The sequence below is a fragment of the Achromobacter pulmonis genome (genome assembly GCF_002885955.2).
Classification (GTDB): Bacteria; Pseudomonadota; Gammaproteobacteria; order Burkholderiales; family Burkholderiaceae_B; genus Achromobacter; species Achromobacter pulmonis_A.
The window spans coordinates 250,606-267,825 of record NZ_POQS01000008.1 but is presented as its reverse complement, the minus strand read 5'-3'; the positions used below and the strand labels follow the sequence as shown (position 1 = coordinate 267,825).

Below are 17,220 nucleotides of genomic sequence, written 5' to 3'. Positions count from 1 at the left end.
TTCTCGTTGGCCGCTGCTCGCCTGGATACAACACCCTGCCCCGTTCCTTCCTGGCTGCCCGGAGGCGATAGCCAGACGGTCTATGCTGCCCTGTTCGCGCAGTACCATCGCATCGCCTTCGTGCGCGAGCGGGTCGATACGCCCGACACCGACTTCGTCGATTTCGACTGGACCGGCCCGGGGCTGTTTCCGCACAAGGCCGCCGACGGCGCGCCGGTCAGCGGCCAGCGTCCGGTGGCCAACGGCAAGACCGCCGCGGCCAGGTGGATGACCGAAGCCGACTGGCAATCCCTGCCGCACAACCCCGACACCCCCGCCCTGATCCTGTTCCACGGCCTGGAAGGCGGCAGCAGCAGCCGCTACGCGCAGTCCATCGCGCACCATTTCCGCGCGCGCGGCTGGATCGTTGTGATCGCGCACTTCCGCGGCTGCTCGGGCGTGCCGAACCGCCTGGCGCGGGCCTATTACTCGGGCGATTCGGCCGAGGTGGGCTTCATGCTGGAGACCGTGCGCCAGCGCATCCCGCACGCGCGCTGGCATGCCGCGGGCGTCTCGCTGGGCGGCAACGCGCTGCTGAAGTACCTGGGGGAGCACCACGAGGAAACCCGCTGGCTGAACGCCTGCGCGGGCGTCTCGGCGCCGCTGGACCTGGTGGCCTGCGGCAAGACCCTGTCCACGGGCGTCTTCAACCGCCGCGTCTATACCGCGCATTTCCTGAAGACGCTCAAGCACAAGGTGCTGGAGAAGGCGCACCGCTTTCCGGGCGCCGTCGACGTCATGCGCATCGCGCACGCGCACGACCTGCGCGAATTCGACGACACCTACACGGCGCCCATGCATGGTTTTCGCAACGCGCTCGATTACTGGACGCGCGCCTCCAGCAAGCCCTGGCTGCCGAAGATCGCCGTGCCCACGCTGGTGCTCAATGCGCGCAACGACCCCTTCATCCCGGCCGCCTCGCTGCCCACGCCGCAGGACTGCTCGCCTTCCATCCTGCTGCACCAACCTACGGACGGCGGGCACGCGGGCTTTCCCACGGGCAGCTTCCCGGCCCACCTGAACTGGCTGCCGCAGCGGCTGGGGCGCTTTTTCGAAACCGGGCTGTAGGGTTCAGCCCGACTTGAAGCGCTCCAGCAGCTGGCGTTCCTCGGCCAGCTTGTCCTTGACTTCCTTGATCTGCACGTCGATCTGCGACTGCTCATAGAAATCGTTGGACATGCCGCGCGCCTGCTGCAGCTGCGATTCGGCGGCGGCGAACGCGCCGGTCATGACATAGAAGCGCGCCAGGTCGCGGCGCGCCTGCACGGGCTTGCCGTTGCGCTCCTCGCTTTGCGCCAGCATCTGGTAGAGGCTGGGCTCGTCGCTGCCCCAGACCTTGATCTTGGCCCGCAGGTAGTCCTGCGCCTCGGCGTGGCGGCCCACGCTTTGCAGCGCCTGGGCGTAGGCGATGCCGAGCGCGCGCTGGTCGGGCCAGCGCTTGGTGGCGGCCTGGGCCAGTTCCAGCGCCTTGGGGTAGGTCTTGCGCGCCAGCGCCACGTCGATGCCGAGCTTGGCCAGCTGGGGCGAGTTGCGTCCGTCCGCGGCGGCCAGTTCCAGGTTGCGTTCGGCTTCGGCCAGGTTGTTGCGCTGGAAGGCCTGCAGCGCCAGGCCGTAGTAGGCGGCCGAGCGGCGCACGCCGGACAGCGCCTGCGCCTCGTCCTGGAGCTGCTGGGCGGCCGAACGCAGGCTGACGGCGTCGCGCCCCTGCACCACCCGCATCTTGGCGCGCAAGTACCAGAAATCGTCGCTGTCGATATGGCGCGAGGCCGGCATGCCGCGCACGCGGTTCTGGATGTCCGACATGCGCTCGATGGACAGCGGGTGGGTGCTGGCCCAGGAGCCGCCGCCGGCGCCTTCGTTCAGGCGCGAGGCGTTCATCAGGCGCGCGAACATCTGCGACATGCCGCTGGCGTCGTAACCGGCCTTGGTCAGCATCTGGACCCCGGCGCGGTCGGCCTCGCGCTCGGCGTCGCGCGAGAAGCCCAGCTGGCGGTTGATGGCCGCGGCCTGGCCGAACGCGGCCACGCCCACCGCCAGGTTGCCGCCGCCGCCGGCCAGGGCGGCCAGCAGCGCCCCGGCCAGGCTGGCCAGCATCACCATGCCGTTCTGGTTCTGCTGCGTCATGCCGCGCGCGATGTGGCGCTGCACGACGTGGCCGATTTCGTGCGCCAGCACCGCCGCCAGTTCGGATTCGCTGGCCGAGGACACGATCAGGCCGGTATTGACGCCGATGTACCCGCCGGGCATGGCGAAGGCGTTGATCTCGGGGTCGCGCACGCCGAACATTTCCACCTCGGGCACGGCGCCCGACGCGTAGGACGCAAGCTTGCGCCCCATGGTGGTGAGGTACTGGCTGAGTTCGGGGTCGTCGATATAGGTGGGGTCGCGCCGCCCCTGGGCCATGATGGCCTGGCCCAGGCTGCGCTCCAGCATGGGCGAGAGTTCGGCCGCCGAGGCCGCGCCCATCGAAGGCAGCCCCATCGGCTGCGCCCAGGCGGTTGCCGGCAACCCCGGCACGGCCAGCGCCGCACAGAGGCCGAAAATTGCGCCTCGTTTCGCAATCGAGCAAATGGATGGCATTTTCCTGCGGTTCATAAGCCTATGATAGCGATGAGATTAAAATGTTTCATCGACTCCCCAACGAGGTCTCAATGCGTCCTGTCCGTAAAGCCGTTTTCCCCGTCGCTGGCATGGGCACGCGCTTCCTGCCCGCCACCAAGGCGATGCCCAAGGAAATGCTGCCCGTGGTCGACAAGCCGCTCATCCAATATGCCGTCGAAGAGGCCGTCGCCGCCGGCATCACCGACCTGATTTTCGTGACAGGACGCAACAAGCGCGCAATCGAAGACCACTTCGATTCCGCCCCCGAGCTTGAATCCGACCTGGAAAGCAAGGGCAAGCACGAGCTCCTGGCCATGGTGCGCGGCATTCTACCCGCGCACGTCAACTGTCTGTACATCCGCCAGTCGGCCCCGCTCGGGCTGGGCCACGCCGTGCTGTCGGCCGCCCCGGCCGTGGGCGACGAGCCCTTCGCCGTGCTGCTGGCCGACGACCTGATCGACTCCGACACGCCAGCCCTGAAGCAGCTGGTGGACGTGGCCGTGGCGCAGAACGCCAGCGTGCTGGGCGTGCAGGACGTGCCCCGCGCCGACACCCGCAAGTACGGCATCGTGGCCACCCGCGAGGGCGAGTCCCGCGCCGACGGCCGCACCGAGCGCGTCACGCACATCGTTGAAAAGCCCGATCCCGAAGTCGCCCCGTCCACGCTGGCGGTGGTGGGCCGCTACGTGCTGGAAGCCGCCATCTTCGATCATCTGCGCTCCACCAAGATGGGCGCCGGCAACGAAATCCAGCTCACCGACGGCATCGCCTCGATGATGCGCGAACGCGCCGTGTACGCGCACCGCTACGACGGCGTGCGCTACGACTGCGGCAGCAAGGCCGGCATGTTCCAGGCCACCGTGGCGCTGGGCAAGAAGTACCACGGCCTCGAACCGGAATGAACCCGCACTAGGCGGCTAGGCCGACAGCGCGCGGCTCTTGGCCCGCGCGCGGGCCTGGGCGTCGCGGTCGGCCTTGCGCAGGCGCCCCTTGGCCGACAGCCGCATCAAGGTTCCCAGGGCCACCATCAGGCCGATCACCTCGACCAGCGCGGCGGGAATCCACATCGTCAGCCCGCCGATGGTCTGGTCGGTCTGGGCCGACATCGCGATGGCGCGGCCGCACAACTCGAACAAAGGGTAGATATCGCTTTCCGTGAAGGCGATGACCGCGCCCGCCACCATCTGCGGCAGCATCGTCAGCACCGGCGAAATGACCCGGCCGCCGGGCGTCATGGCCGCTGGCGGCGCGGGCCGGCGGTCGAGGATCAGGTTCCAGTACATGAAGCCGCTGATCACCACCGACCAGTTCATCAGGCGGTACAGGCGCCAGTCCAACATGGAATAGAACTGCACCGACGGGATCAGCCAGACCAGCACCAGGAACACGAACAGCGACGGCACGAAGATCTTGTTGGTCAGCACCGCCACCGTGGCTCGGCCCGCGCCGGTGCGCAGGAAGTCCCGCAGCCGCAGCCGCCAGGCCATGGGCAGGCCCGCCCGCATGACCTGCCCCGGGAAAGCCGCCATCACCAGCAGCGGCCCCAGATGGTGCAGCACCAGGTGCTGGATGCGGTGGATGAAGAACATGCGCTCGGCGTAGTAGTCCAGCCGGGTATGCATGGACAGGTACAGCAGCACCAGGCCCGCCCAGAACAGGATCTTGCGCGCGCCGGTCACGCGATGGACGCGCTGGCCGCGCACGAACAGCGCGATGGCGACCGCAAAGGAAGCCACCAGCGTGGGAGAGAACTCCCAGGGTACGAGCCATTCGAGACTATCCATGCAAACCGTCCGGAAAACTGCGGGGATGACGAGGACCGGCGCCAGGCGCCGCATCCCGTCGATTGTAGCTGCGGAGCTCAGAAACGGTGGGAGATGCCGGCGCCGCACCGGATGGTGTGGGAATGGGCCGGATCGAACTGTTCTTCCAGGGTGTAGTTCGAGGCATAGCCCGCAAACGCATAAAGCGTGGTCCGCCGCGACAGGCCGTAGGTATAGCCCAGCGTGGCCACCTGCGCGTTGCGCGCCCGGGCGCCGTCGTCCCAGCGCCAGTCCGGATGCGCCAGCGACCATTGCAGCAGCAGCGTGCCCGGCCCGGCCGGCACGCTGGCGCCGATCAGCCAGGCGTCGACCGTGCCGCCGCGCGCGAACGCCGGCGGTCCCAGGCCGTCCGGGCCGCCCCCGTCCAGCCCGGCATAGCCGTTGCGCTGGCGAGACCAGGCCACGGACAGCCTCAGCACCTCGAAGTCGTAAGCCGCGCCGAGCTGCACGGCCTGCGGACGGCCGCCGGCCTCGGGGCCGTCGGCCAGCCGCAGCTGTTCCCAGGTGGCGACCGCCAGCAGCGGCCCCTGCTCGTACTTCAGGCCGGCGCTGACGGCCCGGTTGTTCGCCGCGGTGCGGAAGCGATCCTGGCCGTCGGCGTCGAAGGAATAGCCGAGGCCGGCCTGGAAACCGCTCCACGTCGGCGAAAGATAATTCACCATATTGTCGAGCTGGTAGTTGTCCGAAGCCTTGAAGGTGGCGCCCATGCCCATTTCCTTCCAGGAAGCGATTTCCAGCGCGCTGCCGTACAGCTGGCCCACCGGGTGCTGGCGGCCCAGCCGCAGCTCGCCATAGTCGTCGCTGGCCAGCCCGACCCAGGCGGCGTAGTCGAACAATTTGCCGTCGCCGTCGGCCCGCCGGCCCGAGGACGGGTCGAAGCCGCTTTCCAGCTGGAAGCGCGACCGCCAGCCGCCGCCCAGCTCTTCGGCGCCCATCAGCCCCCACAGGGAGTCGGTGAGCCCGCCGTCGAGCAGGCCGGCGCGGCTGCCCTTGCCCGAGGTGCTGGTGACGGCCACGCCGGCGTCCACCACCCCGTACAGGAGCACGCCGCTCGCCGCGTCCGCGGCCTGCGCCCAGGGCGCCAGAACCGCGCCGGCCAGGGCCAGCGCGCCCATGCAGAAGTTTTTCATGCCGGTCTCCCGATACGGCCACGGACGCCCGCGGCTATTGCCAGCCATGACGGCGCACCCAGATCGTTTTCAGCAGCTGCGTCAGGACGCAGTAGCTGAGCAGGATACCCGCGAGCCAGGGGAAATAGCGCCACGGCAGCGCCTGCAGCTGGAAATACCCGGCCAGCGGCGAGAACGGCAGCAGCAGCCCCACGCCCACGACCGCCAGCGTCATCGCCGCCAGCGGCCAGGCGGGACGGCTTTGCAGGAACGGAATCTTGCGCGTGCGGATCATGTGCACCACCAGCGTCTGCGACAGCAGCCCTTCGACGAACCAGCCCGACTGGAACAGCGTCTGGTGCTCGGGGGCGTTGGCCTGGAACACGTACCACATGAGGGCGTACGTGGCGATGTCGAAAATGGAGCTGATCGGGCCGAAGAAGACCATGAACCGCCCCAGGCCGTCGGGGTCCCATTGCTGGGGCCGCCGCAGCAGTTCCGCGTCCACGTTGTCGAACGGGATCGCGGCCTGGGAGATGTCGTAGATCAGGTTCTGCAGCAGCAGGTGGATGGGCAGCATGGGCAAGAACGGCAGGAAGGCGCTGGCCACCAATACCGAAAACACGTTGCCGAAATTCGAGCTGGCCGTCATCTTCAGGTACTTGAGCATGTTGCAGAAGGTCTTGCGGCCTTCGATGATGCCGTCCTCCAGCACCATCAGGCTTTTCTCCAGCAGGATGATGTCGGCGGCCTCTTTCGAGATGTCGACCGCCGAGTCCACCGAGATCCCCACGTCGGCCGCGCGCAGCGCCGGCGCGTCGTTGATGCCGTCGCCCATGAAGCCCACGGTGCAGCCCTGCGCCCGCAGGCTGCGCACGATTCTTTCCTTGTGCGCCGGCGTCAGGCGGGCGAACACGTTGGCCTCGCGCACGGCGGCGGCCAGCTGGCGCTCGTCCATCTCTTCGATCTCGGCGCCCAGGTAGACCTTGCGCACCGTGAAATCGACCTCCCGGCAGACCTTCTGCGTGACCAGCTCCACGTCGCCGGTCAGCACCTTCACTTCGACGCCGGACTCGCGCAGCGCCGCCAGCGCGGGCGCGGTGGACTCCTTGGGCGGGTCCAGGAACGCGATGTAGCCCACCAGCACCAGGTCGGACTCGTCGGCCACGCCGTAGGCGCGGCCGGCCGGCGGCATTTCCTTCACGCCCACGGCGATGACGCGCAGGCCGTCGCGGTTCAGCGCCGCCGTCACGCGGCGGATGTCCTGCCGGCGCGCATCGGTCAGCGGATGCGTCTCGCCGCCCACGCGCAGGCGGGTGCAGGCGGCCAGCACTTCCTCCAGCGCGCCCTTGCAGATCAGCTCGTGGTGGTCGCGGCCGTTCTCGGTTTCGTTGACCACGACCGACATGCGGCGGCGCGCGAAGTCGAAGGGGATCTCGTCGACCTTGCGGTACTTCGCGGCCAGCTCCAGGCTGCGCTCGACTTCGGCGTGCTGCAGCACGGCCACGTCCAGCAGGTTCTTCAGCCCGGTCTGGTAGTAGCTGTTGAGATAGGCGTAGGCCAGCACCTCGTCGCAGCTCGCGCCGTAGACGTCGATGTGCCGCTCCAGCACGATGCGGTCCTGGGTCAGAGTGCCGGTCTTGTCGGTGCACAGCACGTTCATCGCGCCCAGGTTCTGAATGGCGTCCAGGCGCTTGACCACCACTTTGCGCCGCGACATGCGCAGCGCGCCCTTGGCCAGCGTGGCCGTGACGATCATGGGCAGCATTTCGGGGGTCAGCCCCACGGCGATGGCCAGCGCGAACAGCAGCGCCTCCAGCCAGTCGCCCTTGGTGAAGCCGTTGATCAGCATGACGATGGGCGCCATCACCAGCATGAAGCGGATCAGCACCCAGCTCACCCGGTTGATGCCTTGCTGGAACTGGGTGGGCTGGCGGCTGGCCTGCGTCACACGTCCGGCGAGCTGGCCGAAATAGGTGCGCGCGCCGGTGGCCACCACCAGGGCCAGGCCGGAGCCGCTGACCACGTTGGTGCCCATGAACGCCATGTTTTCCAGCTCCAGCGCGGCGGCGGCCGGGGTGCGCTGGCATGCGTGCTTCTCGACCGGCAGGGATTCGCCCGTCAGCGCCGCCTGGGCCACGAACAGGTCCTTGGCCGCCAGGATGCGGCAGTCGGCCGGAATCATGTCGCCGGCCGACAGCAGCACCACGTCGCCCGGCGCCAGGTCGGCCAGGGGCACTTCCGCCTGGCGCGGCCCGCCGGCCTGCGCGCCGCCGAACTGGCGCGGCGCCGGGCCGGCATCGCCGCGCAGCACCGTGGCGGTGTTCTGCACCATGGCCTTGAGCGCCTCGGCTGCGCGGTTGGAGCGCCGCTCCTGCACGAAGCGCAGCACGGTGGAGATCAGCACCATGGAGCCGATGATGAGGGCCGCGGTCCACGATTGTTCGGCCGGCGCGGCCATGCGCACGTCGGTCAGCCACGACAGCACGGCCAGCGCCGTCAGCAGCAGGTTGAACGGATTGCGGTAGGACAGCCACAGATGGGCATGCCAGGACAGCGGCTTTTCGTGGTCGACCTCGTTGGCGCCGTGGCGCTCGCGCGCGGCGCGGGCCTGGTCTTCGCTCAGCCCCGCCCGGCTGCTGCCGTAGCGGGCAAACAGGGCGTCGTCGTCCAGCCGCGCCAGCGCCAGCATCTGGCGGTTGGCGCGGCGGCCGGCTTCGACCGACGCGGCGGCGTCGCCGGCCCGCAACGGCATGGGCGTGCGGCGGAAATGGCGCGCGACATGGCGCAGGCCGGCCGCCGACGAAAAGAAGGAATGGAGGAACTTGAACATTGGAGTGCTCCGGTTTTTCTGGTGTTGTCGGAGACACTGACGCTTCCGCCCACGGCTGCGCGCGGCCGGCCGCGGGCCACGGCCTGCGGGGGGCAGGTCGTCGTTCCGCTTACGGGCGTGCGCAGACGCCGGGGCGATGTTGCCGGTGTCCGGATCGCGTCGTAGATGCGCCGGGTGCGGAAAACGGAAGAAAGGCTGGCGAAGGAATCCGGGGCGGCGCTAGCGGCTCACGTGGCGTGGGCCAGGCCGGAGATCCTGGGCTGCGGGCTCCGTACGGACCGGAACGGCTGTCCGATCGTCGGCTCGCAGCGAGAAGACGGGTCAGACAGGCATGCCGGTGCCGCGCACTGCACGGCGCAATCGAGATTCAGGGTCTAAGGCACTGGGCATGGATCTCTCCTGGTTTGGGCCGGACGGCTCAGGCCATCGCGGCCTGCGCGCCGAAATGCACGCGGCGCACGGCGGGGTTGGCGCTCAGGCGGCGGGCCTGCGACATCAGCTCGCCGCGCAGCTCGGGGGGGCAATTGACCGTGATGCAGGCCGATGCCGTATCGGGGTCGTGGCCCGGTTCGATCTGGACTTGCGAGACGGCCAGGCCGGCGGCGCTGAAGTCCAGATAGATCTGCTTGCGCAGGGCGCCCAGTTCGCCGCGCGGACAAATGACGGTCAGGCGCGAAGTGCCGCGGCGGCGGCTCAGGGCGGCGGCACGGTCCACGCCGGCGCGGCGCAGGAACAAGTCGAAGAAACGCATAACGACCTCCATTGCAGGAACGGGGAGCGTGATCGCGAATACGCGCGCAGGCCTGCGCGGCGCTGGAAGCACGGCACGAAACAGGCGTGCGCGTACGCGGGCGCTGCGGCTAGCGGCGGTTCTGGCGGTTGGTACGCCGGTGTATACGTTGGGGAGGTTCCCGGTAAGCCTGATGCGACCGGGAAGACCGCAACCTGTTCAACAGGCTGCGGCAGACGGAGTTCTGCGTGGACCTGTCAGACAGCGGCGTCGATGCAAGATCGACAACTTTCGCCGGAATCGGTATTCACGAAGATTGCTCCTGGGATGGATAACGCCCAAGATTTTAGCCGGGTTTCCACTTATGGACAAGGGTTATCCACAGAAAAAACGCCCGGCATCCATATGGGCCGCCCTGAGAGCGCCGGCCTACGCAAAAACCGCCACGTATTTGCTGCCGTCGTTGTTTGCCTTGAGCCGGGCCAGGGCGGTATCCAGCTGCTCGAAGGCCACGGTCTGGATGGCCGGCAGCACCAGCTTGCCCTGCTGGACCTGCTGCAGCAGCTGCGCTGCGGCGGCGACCAGTTCGCTCCACTGCGCATCGCTGCCATGGCCGTGCTGGGCGGCCAACGCGATTTCGTGCAGCGAAATACAGCTGCTGAAAGGCGCGACCGGCGAGGCGTCCAGCCGGTCCTGAATGCAGACCAGATGGCCGTAGTACTCCAGCATGGCCGCCAGCCCCCGGGCACTGTCGCCACTGACCGTATCGAAGGCGGCATAGAACCGCATGCCCGCGAAGCGCTCGGCCCAGCGCTCGTCACGGTAGTCCACCGCCTGCACCACGCCGGCTTGCGCCAGGAAGGCATGGCGCCGCGGGCTGGCCGTGGCATAGACCTTGGCGCCGCGCTGGGCCAGCAGTTGGCAGATCGCGCTGCCCACGGCGCCGCCCGCGCCGTTCAGCAGAATGGTCTTGCCCGCAATGGCTGGCAGCTTCTGCAGCGCCTGCCAGGCGGTCAGTACCGGACACGGAAAAGCCGCGGCAGCCACGTCGCTCAGGCCGCCGGGCACGGGCAGCAGCGCGCGGGCGTCGACCAGCGTGTATTCGCTGAAACTGCCATCCTTGCGCAGATCGGTGTGGTAGGCCACCCGCGTTCCCACGCGCAGGTGCGATGCCGCATCCCCGACGGCGGCGATCACGCCCATGCCGTCCACGCCCGGAATGGTGTCGGTGTCGAAACGGCCCAGCCGTCCGTCGATCAGCTTCCAGTCGACGGGATTGAGGCCGATGGCGCGGTTTTTCACCAGCACCGTGGCGCCGGTGGGGCTGGGCCGTGTTTTGCGGCCCAGGCGGATCTGCTGCTGGTTCAACAACCAGGCTTGCATGGTGTTCATGCTTGCTTCCTTTTTCAGTGGAGCTCGGTCAGCGGCCCCTGCATGCGATAAAAGCTCAGATCGGCGGCGGTGAAGAAGGCCTGCGAACGGCCGCGGATGAAATCGTCGATATGCACGACGGTGGCGCCATCCGCTTCCTGCCAGGAGATCGCGTAAACGCCATCGTTGACCTCCTGCCACTGGCATTGCGCCTCGCCGCTGGCGCCGGCGTAGGCGCCCGAGACGATGGCGTAGCGGATCGTCTTGCCATCTTCCGAATAGATGTTGTGCGCCGACAGACCGTCGTAGTCGACACGAAAGCTGCGCCCGGCGAACAACGGGCGGGAGGGGGTAGTGGTGCTCATGGCTTCGATCAGAGAGGTAGAGGCGCGTGGGCCGACACCAGGCCCTGATCGCGCAGCGCCGTCCAGAACGCGGCCGGAATCGGCGCCTTGGCCAACGCCAGGTTCTCGGCAATGCGCTCGGGGCGGCTGGCGCCAGGGATGGCCGCGATCACCGCGGGGTGGGCCAGCGAGAACTGCAGGGCCGCGGCACGGATGTCCACCTGGTGCTCCTCGCTCAAGCGGCGCAGGCGCGCCACGCGCTCCAGGATTTCCGGCGATGCCTTCTGGTACTCGTAGTGATCGCCCCCGGCCAGCACGCCGGAGTTGTACGGACCGCCCACCACGATGCCCACGCCGCGCTTCAGGCTGGCCGGCATCAGCTTGCGCAGTGCGTCGGCATGGTCGAGCAGCGTGTAGCGGCCCGCCAGCAGAAAGCCGTCGGGATCGGACTGCTCCAGCGCCATCTCGCAGGGCTCGACGCGGTTCACGCCCAGGCCCCAGCCCTTGATCACGCCCTGCTCGCGCAGGCGGGTCAAGGCCCGGGCGGCGCCGTCCATGGCTACCTGGAACACGTCCTTCCAGCTGTCGCCGTGGAAATCCACGGCCGGGTCGTGGATGAAGACATGGTCGATGTGGTCGGTCTTCAGGCGCTTGAGGCTGCCCTCGATGGCGCGCATGGTGCCGTCGGCCGTGTAGTCGTAGGCGATCTTGTTGGGCAGACCGTGCTCGAACAGGCCGCCCTTCTCGCCCAGGTCGCGCTTGGAGGTGTCCTCCACCTCGTCCAGGATCAGGCGCCCCACCTTCGTGGTCAGCACGTATTCGCTGCGCGGATGGTGCTGCAGCGCCTCGCCCAGGCGAAGCTCGGCCAGGCCCGCGCCATACAGCGGAGCCGCGTCGAAGTAGCGTATGCCCTGCTGCCAAGCGGACTCCACCGTGGCCAGCGCTTCCTGCTCGGGAATGTTGCGGTACATGTTGCCCAGGGGCGCCGTGCCGAAGCCGATCGCGGTCGGTGCGGACATGCGCTTGGGGGCGGCAAGACTGTCGGTGTTCATGTTCATGGCTCAGGCTTCTTCGGTTTCCAGTGCGGGGTAGTCGGTCAGGCCGCACTCGCCGCCGCCGAACAGTGTTTCGCGGTCATGCAGGTTCAGCGGCGCGCCGGTGCGCAGGCGCTCGGGCAGGTCGGGGTTGGCGACAAAAGGCCGGCCAAAGCCGATCAGGTCGGCCCAGCCCTGCTCCAGGGCCTGGCGGGCGCGCTCGGCCGTGTAGCCGCCGGCATAGATCATGGCGCCGGGGAAGGCCTGACGCAGGCGCTGCTTGAAGTCCACCGGCATGAGCGGCGCGTCTTCCCAGTCGGCCTCGGCAATGTGGATATAGCCCACGCCCATGCCGGCCAGCAGCCGGGCCGCTCCCAGGTAAGTGGTTTCAGGGTCCGCGTCCACACAGCCATTGAGCGTGGTCAGCGGCGCCAGGCGAATGCCGACGCGGCCGGCGCCGCCCGTGCCCTCGATCAGCGCCTGGGTCACTTCGCCAAGGAAGCGCAGGCGGTTTTCCAGCGCGCCGCCATACTCGTCGGTGCGGCCGTTGGCGTTGGAGTCGATGAACTGGTTGACCAGGTAGCCGTTGGCCGCATGCAGCTCCACGCCGTCGAAACCGGCTTCCATGGCGTTGCGCGCGGCCTGGCGGTAGTCGGCCACGATGGCGTGGATCTCGTCGACGCTGAGCGCGCGCGGCATGGACGCCTGGGCGAAGCCGGGCTTGCCGTCGGCCTCGGCCACGAACACATTCACGCCCTGGGCCTGGATGGCCGAGGAAGACACGGGCGACTGGCCATTCAACAGGCTGCTGTGGCTCAAGCGGCCCACGTGCCAGAGCTGAGCAAAGATGCGGCCGCCGGCGGCGTGCACGGCTTCGGTCACCAGGCGCCAGCCTGCTATCTGCTCCGGCGTATGGATGCCGGGCGTCCAGGCATAGCCCTTGCCCAGCGGCGAGATCCAGGTGCCTTCGCTGACGATAAGGCCGGCGCTGGCGCGCTGGGCGTAGTACTCGGCCATCAGGGCGTTGGGCACGTCGCCGGGCTGGCTGGCGCGCGAACGCGTCATCGGGGGCATGACGATGCGGTTGGGCAGGTCGATGCCGCCCATCGAATACGGTTTGAACAGGGGATCTTGGATATCAGGCATTGCAAATCTCCTCGGCCGGCGCAGTCACCTTGGCCGCTGAACGATGAAAAACAGGCAGCACGTGCTCGGCGATCTCATGGAAAGTCTCGTCGAGCGGGCGCTGGTTGCGGCGGAAATGCAGGCCCACGTGATCGACGCCGGCCGCGCGCAGCGCGTGCAGTTCGGCGATCAGGGCCCGGCGGCCGCCGCGCAGGCCGAAGCGCCAGCGTTGCAGCGGCTCGTCGGCGTCTTCGGTCAAATCCAGATGGATGAAGCTGGCGTATGGCTTGCCGCCCGCCACGGCGCGCCAGGCCGCCACGCGGCGCGCATGGTCCTCGGGCGTGCCCGGGTAGGCCAGGCAGCCGTCCATGTTTTCAGCCACCCAGTCGGGAGTCTGCTGGGCCAGGCCGGCCACCAGCAGCGGCAGCGCCGCGTCCATGCGCGGCAGCACATCGAGCCCACCCGGCAAACGGGCCTGCGCGCTGTCGCGCAGCAGCTGCACCTGGTCGCGGAAGCTCGCGCCACGGCCCGCGAAGTCGCGGCCGAACAGCGGATACTCCACGGGACGGTCGCCGCTGGCCACGCCCAGCAGCAGGCGGTTGCCGCTCAGGCGCTGCACGGTGGCGGCGGACTTGAGCGTAAGCAGCGGCTCACGAATCGGCAGCACCACGGCGGCCGTGCCCAACAGAATGTCCTGCGTGACGCCGGCCAGGTAGCCCAGGTAGGAAAACACCTCGAACACCTGGGCCGCATCGCCGAAGGACGGGTCGTACAGCGGCACGTCCCGCACCCACAGGGCGCGAAAGCCGAGCGTGTCGGCCAGCCGGGCCAGTTCGGCATGGCGGCGCAGGTCCGGCTCGCCGGGCAGGCGGCCGTCCTGCCGTCGCGCCTGTTCGCCCGCGGGCGTCCAGTCGTTGTCCAGCGGCGCCTCGATGCCTATGCTGAAGCCGCCTTCGGTCAAGCGAGCCAGAGTCGCCATTTCAAGCGCTCCTTAGTCCCACACCGGAGCCAGGCCCTCGGGGCTGACTTCGCGGCCGTTGCGCTCCAGGGAGGCGATCAGGGCCATGTCTTCGGCGTCCGGCTTGAAGTCGCGCGCCAGCAGGTTGCTGGCCAGGTTCTCGCGCTTGGTCGAGGACGGAATCACGGCATAGCCCAGTTGCAGCGCCCAGGCCAGCGCCACCTGCGCCACCGTGGCGTTGTGCTTGGCGGCGATGCGGGCCAGCACCGGGTCTTTGAGCACCTTGCCGTAGGCCAGGGTCATGTAGGAGGTGACCTGGATGCCCTGCTCCTTCAGGAAAGCCGTCAGTTTGCGGCCTTGCAGGTAGGGGCTGAGCTCGATCTGGTTGGTCGCGATCTCGCCCTCGCCCACGGCGGCGATGGCCTGGCGGGTCAGCTCGATATTGAAGTTGGAGATGCCGATCTGGCGGGTCAGGCCCCGGGCCTTGGCATCGGCCAGGGCTTCCATGTACTCGGACAACTCCACGCCATTGCCGGGCGCGGGCCAGTGGATCAGGGTCAGGTCCACATAGTCGGTGCGCAGCTTCTTGAGGCTGTCCTGCAGGCTGGGGACCAGCCTGGCCTTGCTGTAGTTCTCGACCCAGATCTTGGTGGTCACGAAGAGGTCCGTGCGCTGCACGCCGCTTTCGGCGATGGCCTGGCCGACTTCAGCCTCGTTGCCGTAGATCTGCGCCGTATCGACGGCGCGGTAACCCACGTCCAGGGCGTTGCGGACCGAGTCGATCACGACTTGGCCGTTCAGGCGGAAGGTGCCGACGCCGAAGGAAGGAATATTGCTCATGGAAGGACTCCTGGGATGATGTGAAAGGCGGGGTGGTTTCCCGATAGGCTGAAGTTTGCGCTTTTCATATTTGCCAATTAAGCCTCTTATCGAACAAATTCTTTTGAAATAAAGTCAAATATCGGAGCGAAAAAAAGCCAGTCGAACGACTGGCCTCAGGCTCGCGGCGCCGGCGCCCGCCATGAACTTTCAGGCGCTGGCCAGCTGCCGGGAGGCGGCGCGGCGGTCCAGCCGCCCCGACAGCACGGTCAGGCCCAGGGCGCCCAGCGTCGCCAGCGCTGCAACCCAGGGGGTGTGGGCCAGGCCCAGGTGGCTGACGACCTGGGCGCCGGCCCAGGAACCGCCGGCCACGCCCAGATTGAAGGCGGAGATATTGAAGCCGGTGGCCACGTCGGTGGCCTCGGGCGCCACTTCTTCCGCCAGGCGCACCACATAGACCTGCAGGCCGGGCACGTTGCCGAAGGCCACGGCTCCCCAGGCCAGCACGGTCAGCAGCATCAGCGGCTTGCTGGGCGCGGTGAAGGTCAACACCAGCAGCACGGCGGCCAGCAGCGCAAAGATGAGCTTGAGCGCCACCACCGGACCCTTGCGGTCGGCCAGGCGGCCGCCCCAGAAATTGCCGACGGCCACCGAAACGCCGTAGGCCAGCAACACCAGGCTCACCATGTTGGGACTGAAGCCGGTGATGTCTTCCAGAATCGGCGCCAGGAAGGTGAAGGCGATCAGGGAACCGCCGTAGCCCACGGCCGTCATGGCATAGACCAGCAGCAGGCGCGGCTGCAGCAGCACGCGCAGTTGGCGGCTGAGCGGCGCCGGTTGGGCATGCGCGATATTGCGCGGCACCAGGGCCCATGCGCCGATCATCGCCACCAGGCCAAAGGCCGCGACGACCAGGAAGGTAGTGCGCCAGCCGAAATGCTGGCCGATGAACGTACCCAGCGGAATCCCGGTGACAAATGCCACGGTCATGCCGCTGAACATGGTCGCGATCGCGCTGGCGCCCTTCTCGCGCGGCACCAGGCTGGTGGCGACGATGGTGCCCACCGAGAAGAACACGCCGTGGGCCAGGCCGGTGAGCAGGCGGGCCACGATCAGCGTTTCGTAGCCGGGCGCCAGCCAGGCCACCAGGTTCCCCGCGGTGAACAAGGCCATGAGGCCGACCAGCAACAGCTTGCGCGGCACGCGGCCGGTCAGCGCCGTCAGAACGGGCGCGCCGATGGCCACGCCCAGCGCATACAGGCTGACCAGCAGACCGGCCGAAGGCAGGGAAACGCTCAGATCGGAGGCGATGGTCGGAATCAATCCGACGATGACGAATTCGGTGGTCCCGATGGCAAAGGCCGCCAGGGTGAGGGCAAGCAGGGCGAGAGGCATGGCTGCGATCCAGTGATATTTTTCAATGGCTTGCAGTGTCCTCGGTTTATATTTGCGGATTAAGCCCAATATCAAACAAATTCTTTTGAATTAAGTTCAATAATGAAGACCACCCTCGATGAGTTGCAGGCTTTTGTGGCGGTCGTGGACACGGGCTCCATCACCGCCGCCTCGGAGCTGCTGGGCCTTACGATCTCGGCCACCAGCCGCACGCTGGCCAGGCTGGAAGAAAAGCTTCAGACCACGCTGCTACGCCGCACCACGCGCCGTCTGGAACTGACCGAGGAAGGCGCCAGCTTTTTGCAGAGCGCCCGCGCCATCATCGCCTCGGTCGACGAAGCCGAGGAACAGATGGCCGCGCGCCGCATGCGCCCGGCCGGGCGGCTGCGCGTCGATGCGGCCACTCCTTTCATGCTGCATGTGCTGGTGCCGCTGATAGCCGGTTTTCGCGAGCGCTATCCGCAGGTGGAACTGGAAATGAACTCCAACGAAGGCATCATCGACCTGATCGAAAAACGCACCGACGTGGCCTTTCGCATCGGCGTCCTCAAGGACTCCACGCTGCACGCCCGTCCCGTCGGCAGCAGCCAGGTGCGCGTTCTGGCCAGTCCGGCCTACCTCAAGCGCCACGGCACGCCCACCGGCACGGAACAGCTGGCCCGGCATTCGCTGCTGGGCTTCACCCAGCCCGAATCGCTCAATGACTGGCCGCTGCGCGGCCCGGCCGGCGACACCCTGCGCATCCAGCCGACGATAGCCTCCTCCAGCGGCGAAACCCTGCGCCACATGGCCCTGGCAGGCCTGGGCATCGTCTGCCTGTCGGACTTCATGACGCGCGAAGACCGCAAGAGCGGCAAGCTGGTGCAGTTGTTTGCCGCCGAGACACTGGACGTGCGCCAATCCATCAACGCGGTCTACTACCGCAATACCGCGCTGGCGGCGCGCATCACCTGCTTCGTGGACTATGTCATGGAGACCCTGGGCCAGCGGCCATTCACGGCCTGAAAAGGGGCGGCGCGGACGGTTTGCGCGCCGCCCG

The 17,220-nt window shown here is 67.9% G+C and carries 15 protein-coding genes; 3 read left to right on the top strand and 12 right to left on the bottom strand.

The features are described from left to right. Positions 1-6 precede the first annotated feature (6 nt). Complete coding sequence (locus tag C1I89_RS27715; protein WP_102775590.1) at positions 7-1,107, top strand: YheT family hydrolase; 1,101 nt, start codon at positions 7-9, stop codon at positions 1,105-1,107. A gap of 3 nt (positions 1,108-1,110) precedes the next feature. Here the strand turns inward: C1I89_RS27715 and C1I89_RS27710 are convergent, their stop codons facing one another. After that, positions 1,111-2,634, bottom strand: coding sequence for a M48 family metalloprotease (locus C1I89_RS27710; protein ID WP_258231543.1), 1,524 nt, complete (start codon positions 2,632-2,634; stop codon positions 1,111-1,113). A 56-nt stretch (positions 2,635-2,690) separates the two neighbouring features. On the opposite strand from C1I89_RS27710, the gene galU reads away from it, so the two are divergent. Next, entirely contained in the window at positions 2,691-3,542 is an 852-nt protein-coding gene (gene galU, locus C1I89_RS27705; protein ID WP_102775589.1) for a UTP--glucose-1-phosphate uridylyltransferase GalU, read from the top strand. A 15-nt stretch (positions 3,543-3,557) separates the two neighbouring features. On the opposite strand, the gene C1I89_RS27700 is transcribed toward galU, so the two are convergent. The 11 genes from C1I89_RS27700 to C1I89_RS27650 form a co-directional block, all read right to left on the bottom strand. After that, positions 3,558-4,424 carry a cytochrome c oxidase assembly protein gene (locus tag C1I89_RS27700; protein ID WP_102775588.1) on the bottom strand — a complete coding sequence of 289 codons (867 nt, stop codon included), beginning with the start codon at positions 4,422-4,424 and terminating at the stop codon, positions 3,558-3,560. 77 nt (positions 4,425-4,501) lie between these two features. Further along, the gene (locus C1I89_RS27695) at positions 4,502-5,593 is read right to left on the bottom strand and encodes a porin (protein ID WP_102775587.1); all 1,092 of its coding nucleotides are present in this window, start codon (positions 5,591-5,593) and stop codon (positions 4,502-4,504) included. 34 nt (positions 5,594-5,627) lie between these two features. Further along, a complete protein-coding gene (gene mgtA / locus C1I89_RS27690) occupies positions 5,628-8,405 on the bottom strand; it encodes a magnesium-translocating P-type ATPase (RefSeq protein WP_102775586.1) in 2,778 nt (925 codons plus the stop codon). 418 nt (positions 8,406-8,823) lie between these two features. After that, entirely contained in the window at positions 8,824-9,156 is a 333-nt protein-coding gene (locus C1I89_RS27685) for a hypothetical protein (RefSeq protein ID WP_102775585.1), read from the bottom strand. Positions 9,157-9,564: 408 nt separating this feature from the next. Next, entirely contained in the window at positions 9,565-10,527 is a 963-nt protein-coding gene (locus tag C1I89_RS27680; protein WP_102775584.1) for an alcohol dehydrogenase catalytic domain-containing protein, read from the bottom strand. Positions 10,528-10,541: 14 nt separating this feature from the next. Continuing rightward, on the bottom strand, positions 10,542-10,871 hold the full coding sequence (locus C1I89_RS27675; protein ID WP_102775583.1) for a phenolic acid decarboxylase: 330 nt from the start codon (positions 10,869-10,871) through the stop codon (positions 10,542-10,544). 8 nt (positions 10,872-10,879) lie between these two features. Beyond that, entirely contained in the window at positions 10,880-11,908 is a 1,029-nt protein-coding gene (locus tag C1I89_RS27670) for an aldo/keto reductase (RefSeq protein ID WP_102775582.1), read from the bottom strand. Positions 11,909-11,911: 3 nt separating this feature from the next. Beyond that, positions 11,912-13,030, bottom strand: coding sequence for an alkene reductase (locus C1I89_RS27665; protein WP_102775581.1), 1,119 nt, complete (start codon positions 13,028-13,030; stop codon positions 11,912-11,914). Beyond that, positions 13,023-13,988 (bottom strand): TIGR03571 family LLM class oxidoreductase, encoded by a 966-nt coding sequence (locus C1I89_RS27660; protein WP_102775580.1) that lies wholly within the window; start codon positions 13,986-13,988, stop codon positions 13,023-13,025. Before C1I89_RS27660 ends, C1I89_RS27665 begins: the two co-directional genes overlap by 8 nt. A 12-nt stretch (positions 13,989-14,000) precedes the next feature. Then, complete coding sequence (gene dkgB, locus C1I89_RS27655; RefSeq protein WP_102775579.1) at positions 14,001-14,807, bottom strand: 2,5-didehydrogluconate reductase DkgB; 807 nt, start codon at positions 14,805-14,807, stop codon at positions 14,001-14,003. 189 nt (positions 14,808-14,996) lie between these two features. After that, on the bottom strand, positions 14,997-16,181 hold the full coding sequence (locus C1I89_RS27650; protein WP_102775578.1) for an MFS transporter: 1,185 nt from the start codon (positions 16,179-16,181) through the stop codon (positions 14,997-14,999). Between the two features lie 102 nt (positions 16,182-16,283). On the opposite strand from C1I89_RS27650, the gene C1I89_RS27645 reads away from it, so the two are divergent. Further along, positions 16,284-17,186 carry a LysR family transcriptional regulator gene (locus C1I89_RS27645; RefSeq protein ID WP_102775577.1) on the top strand — a complete coding sequence of 301 codons (903 nt, stop codon included), beginning with the start codon at positions 16,284-16,286 and terminating at the stop codon, positions 17,184-17,186. Positions 17,187-17,220: the final 34 nt, after the last annotated feature.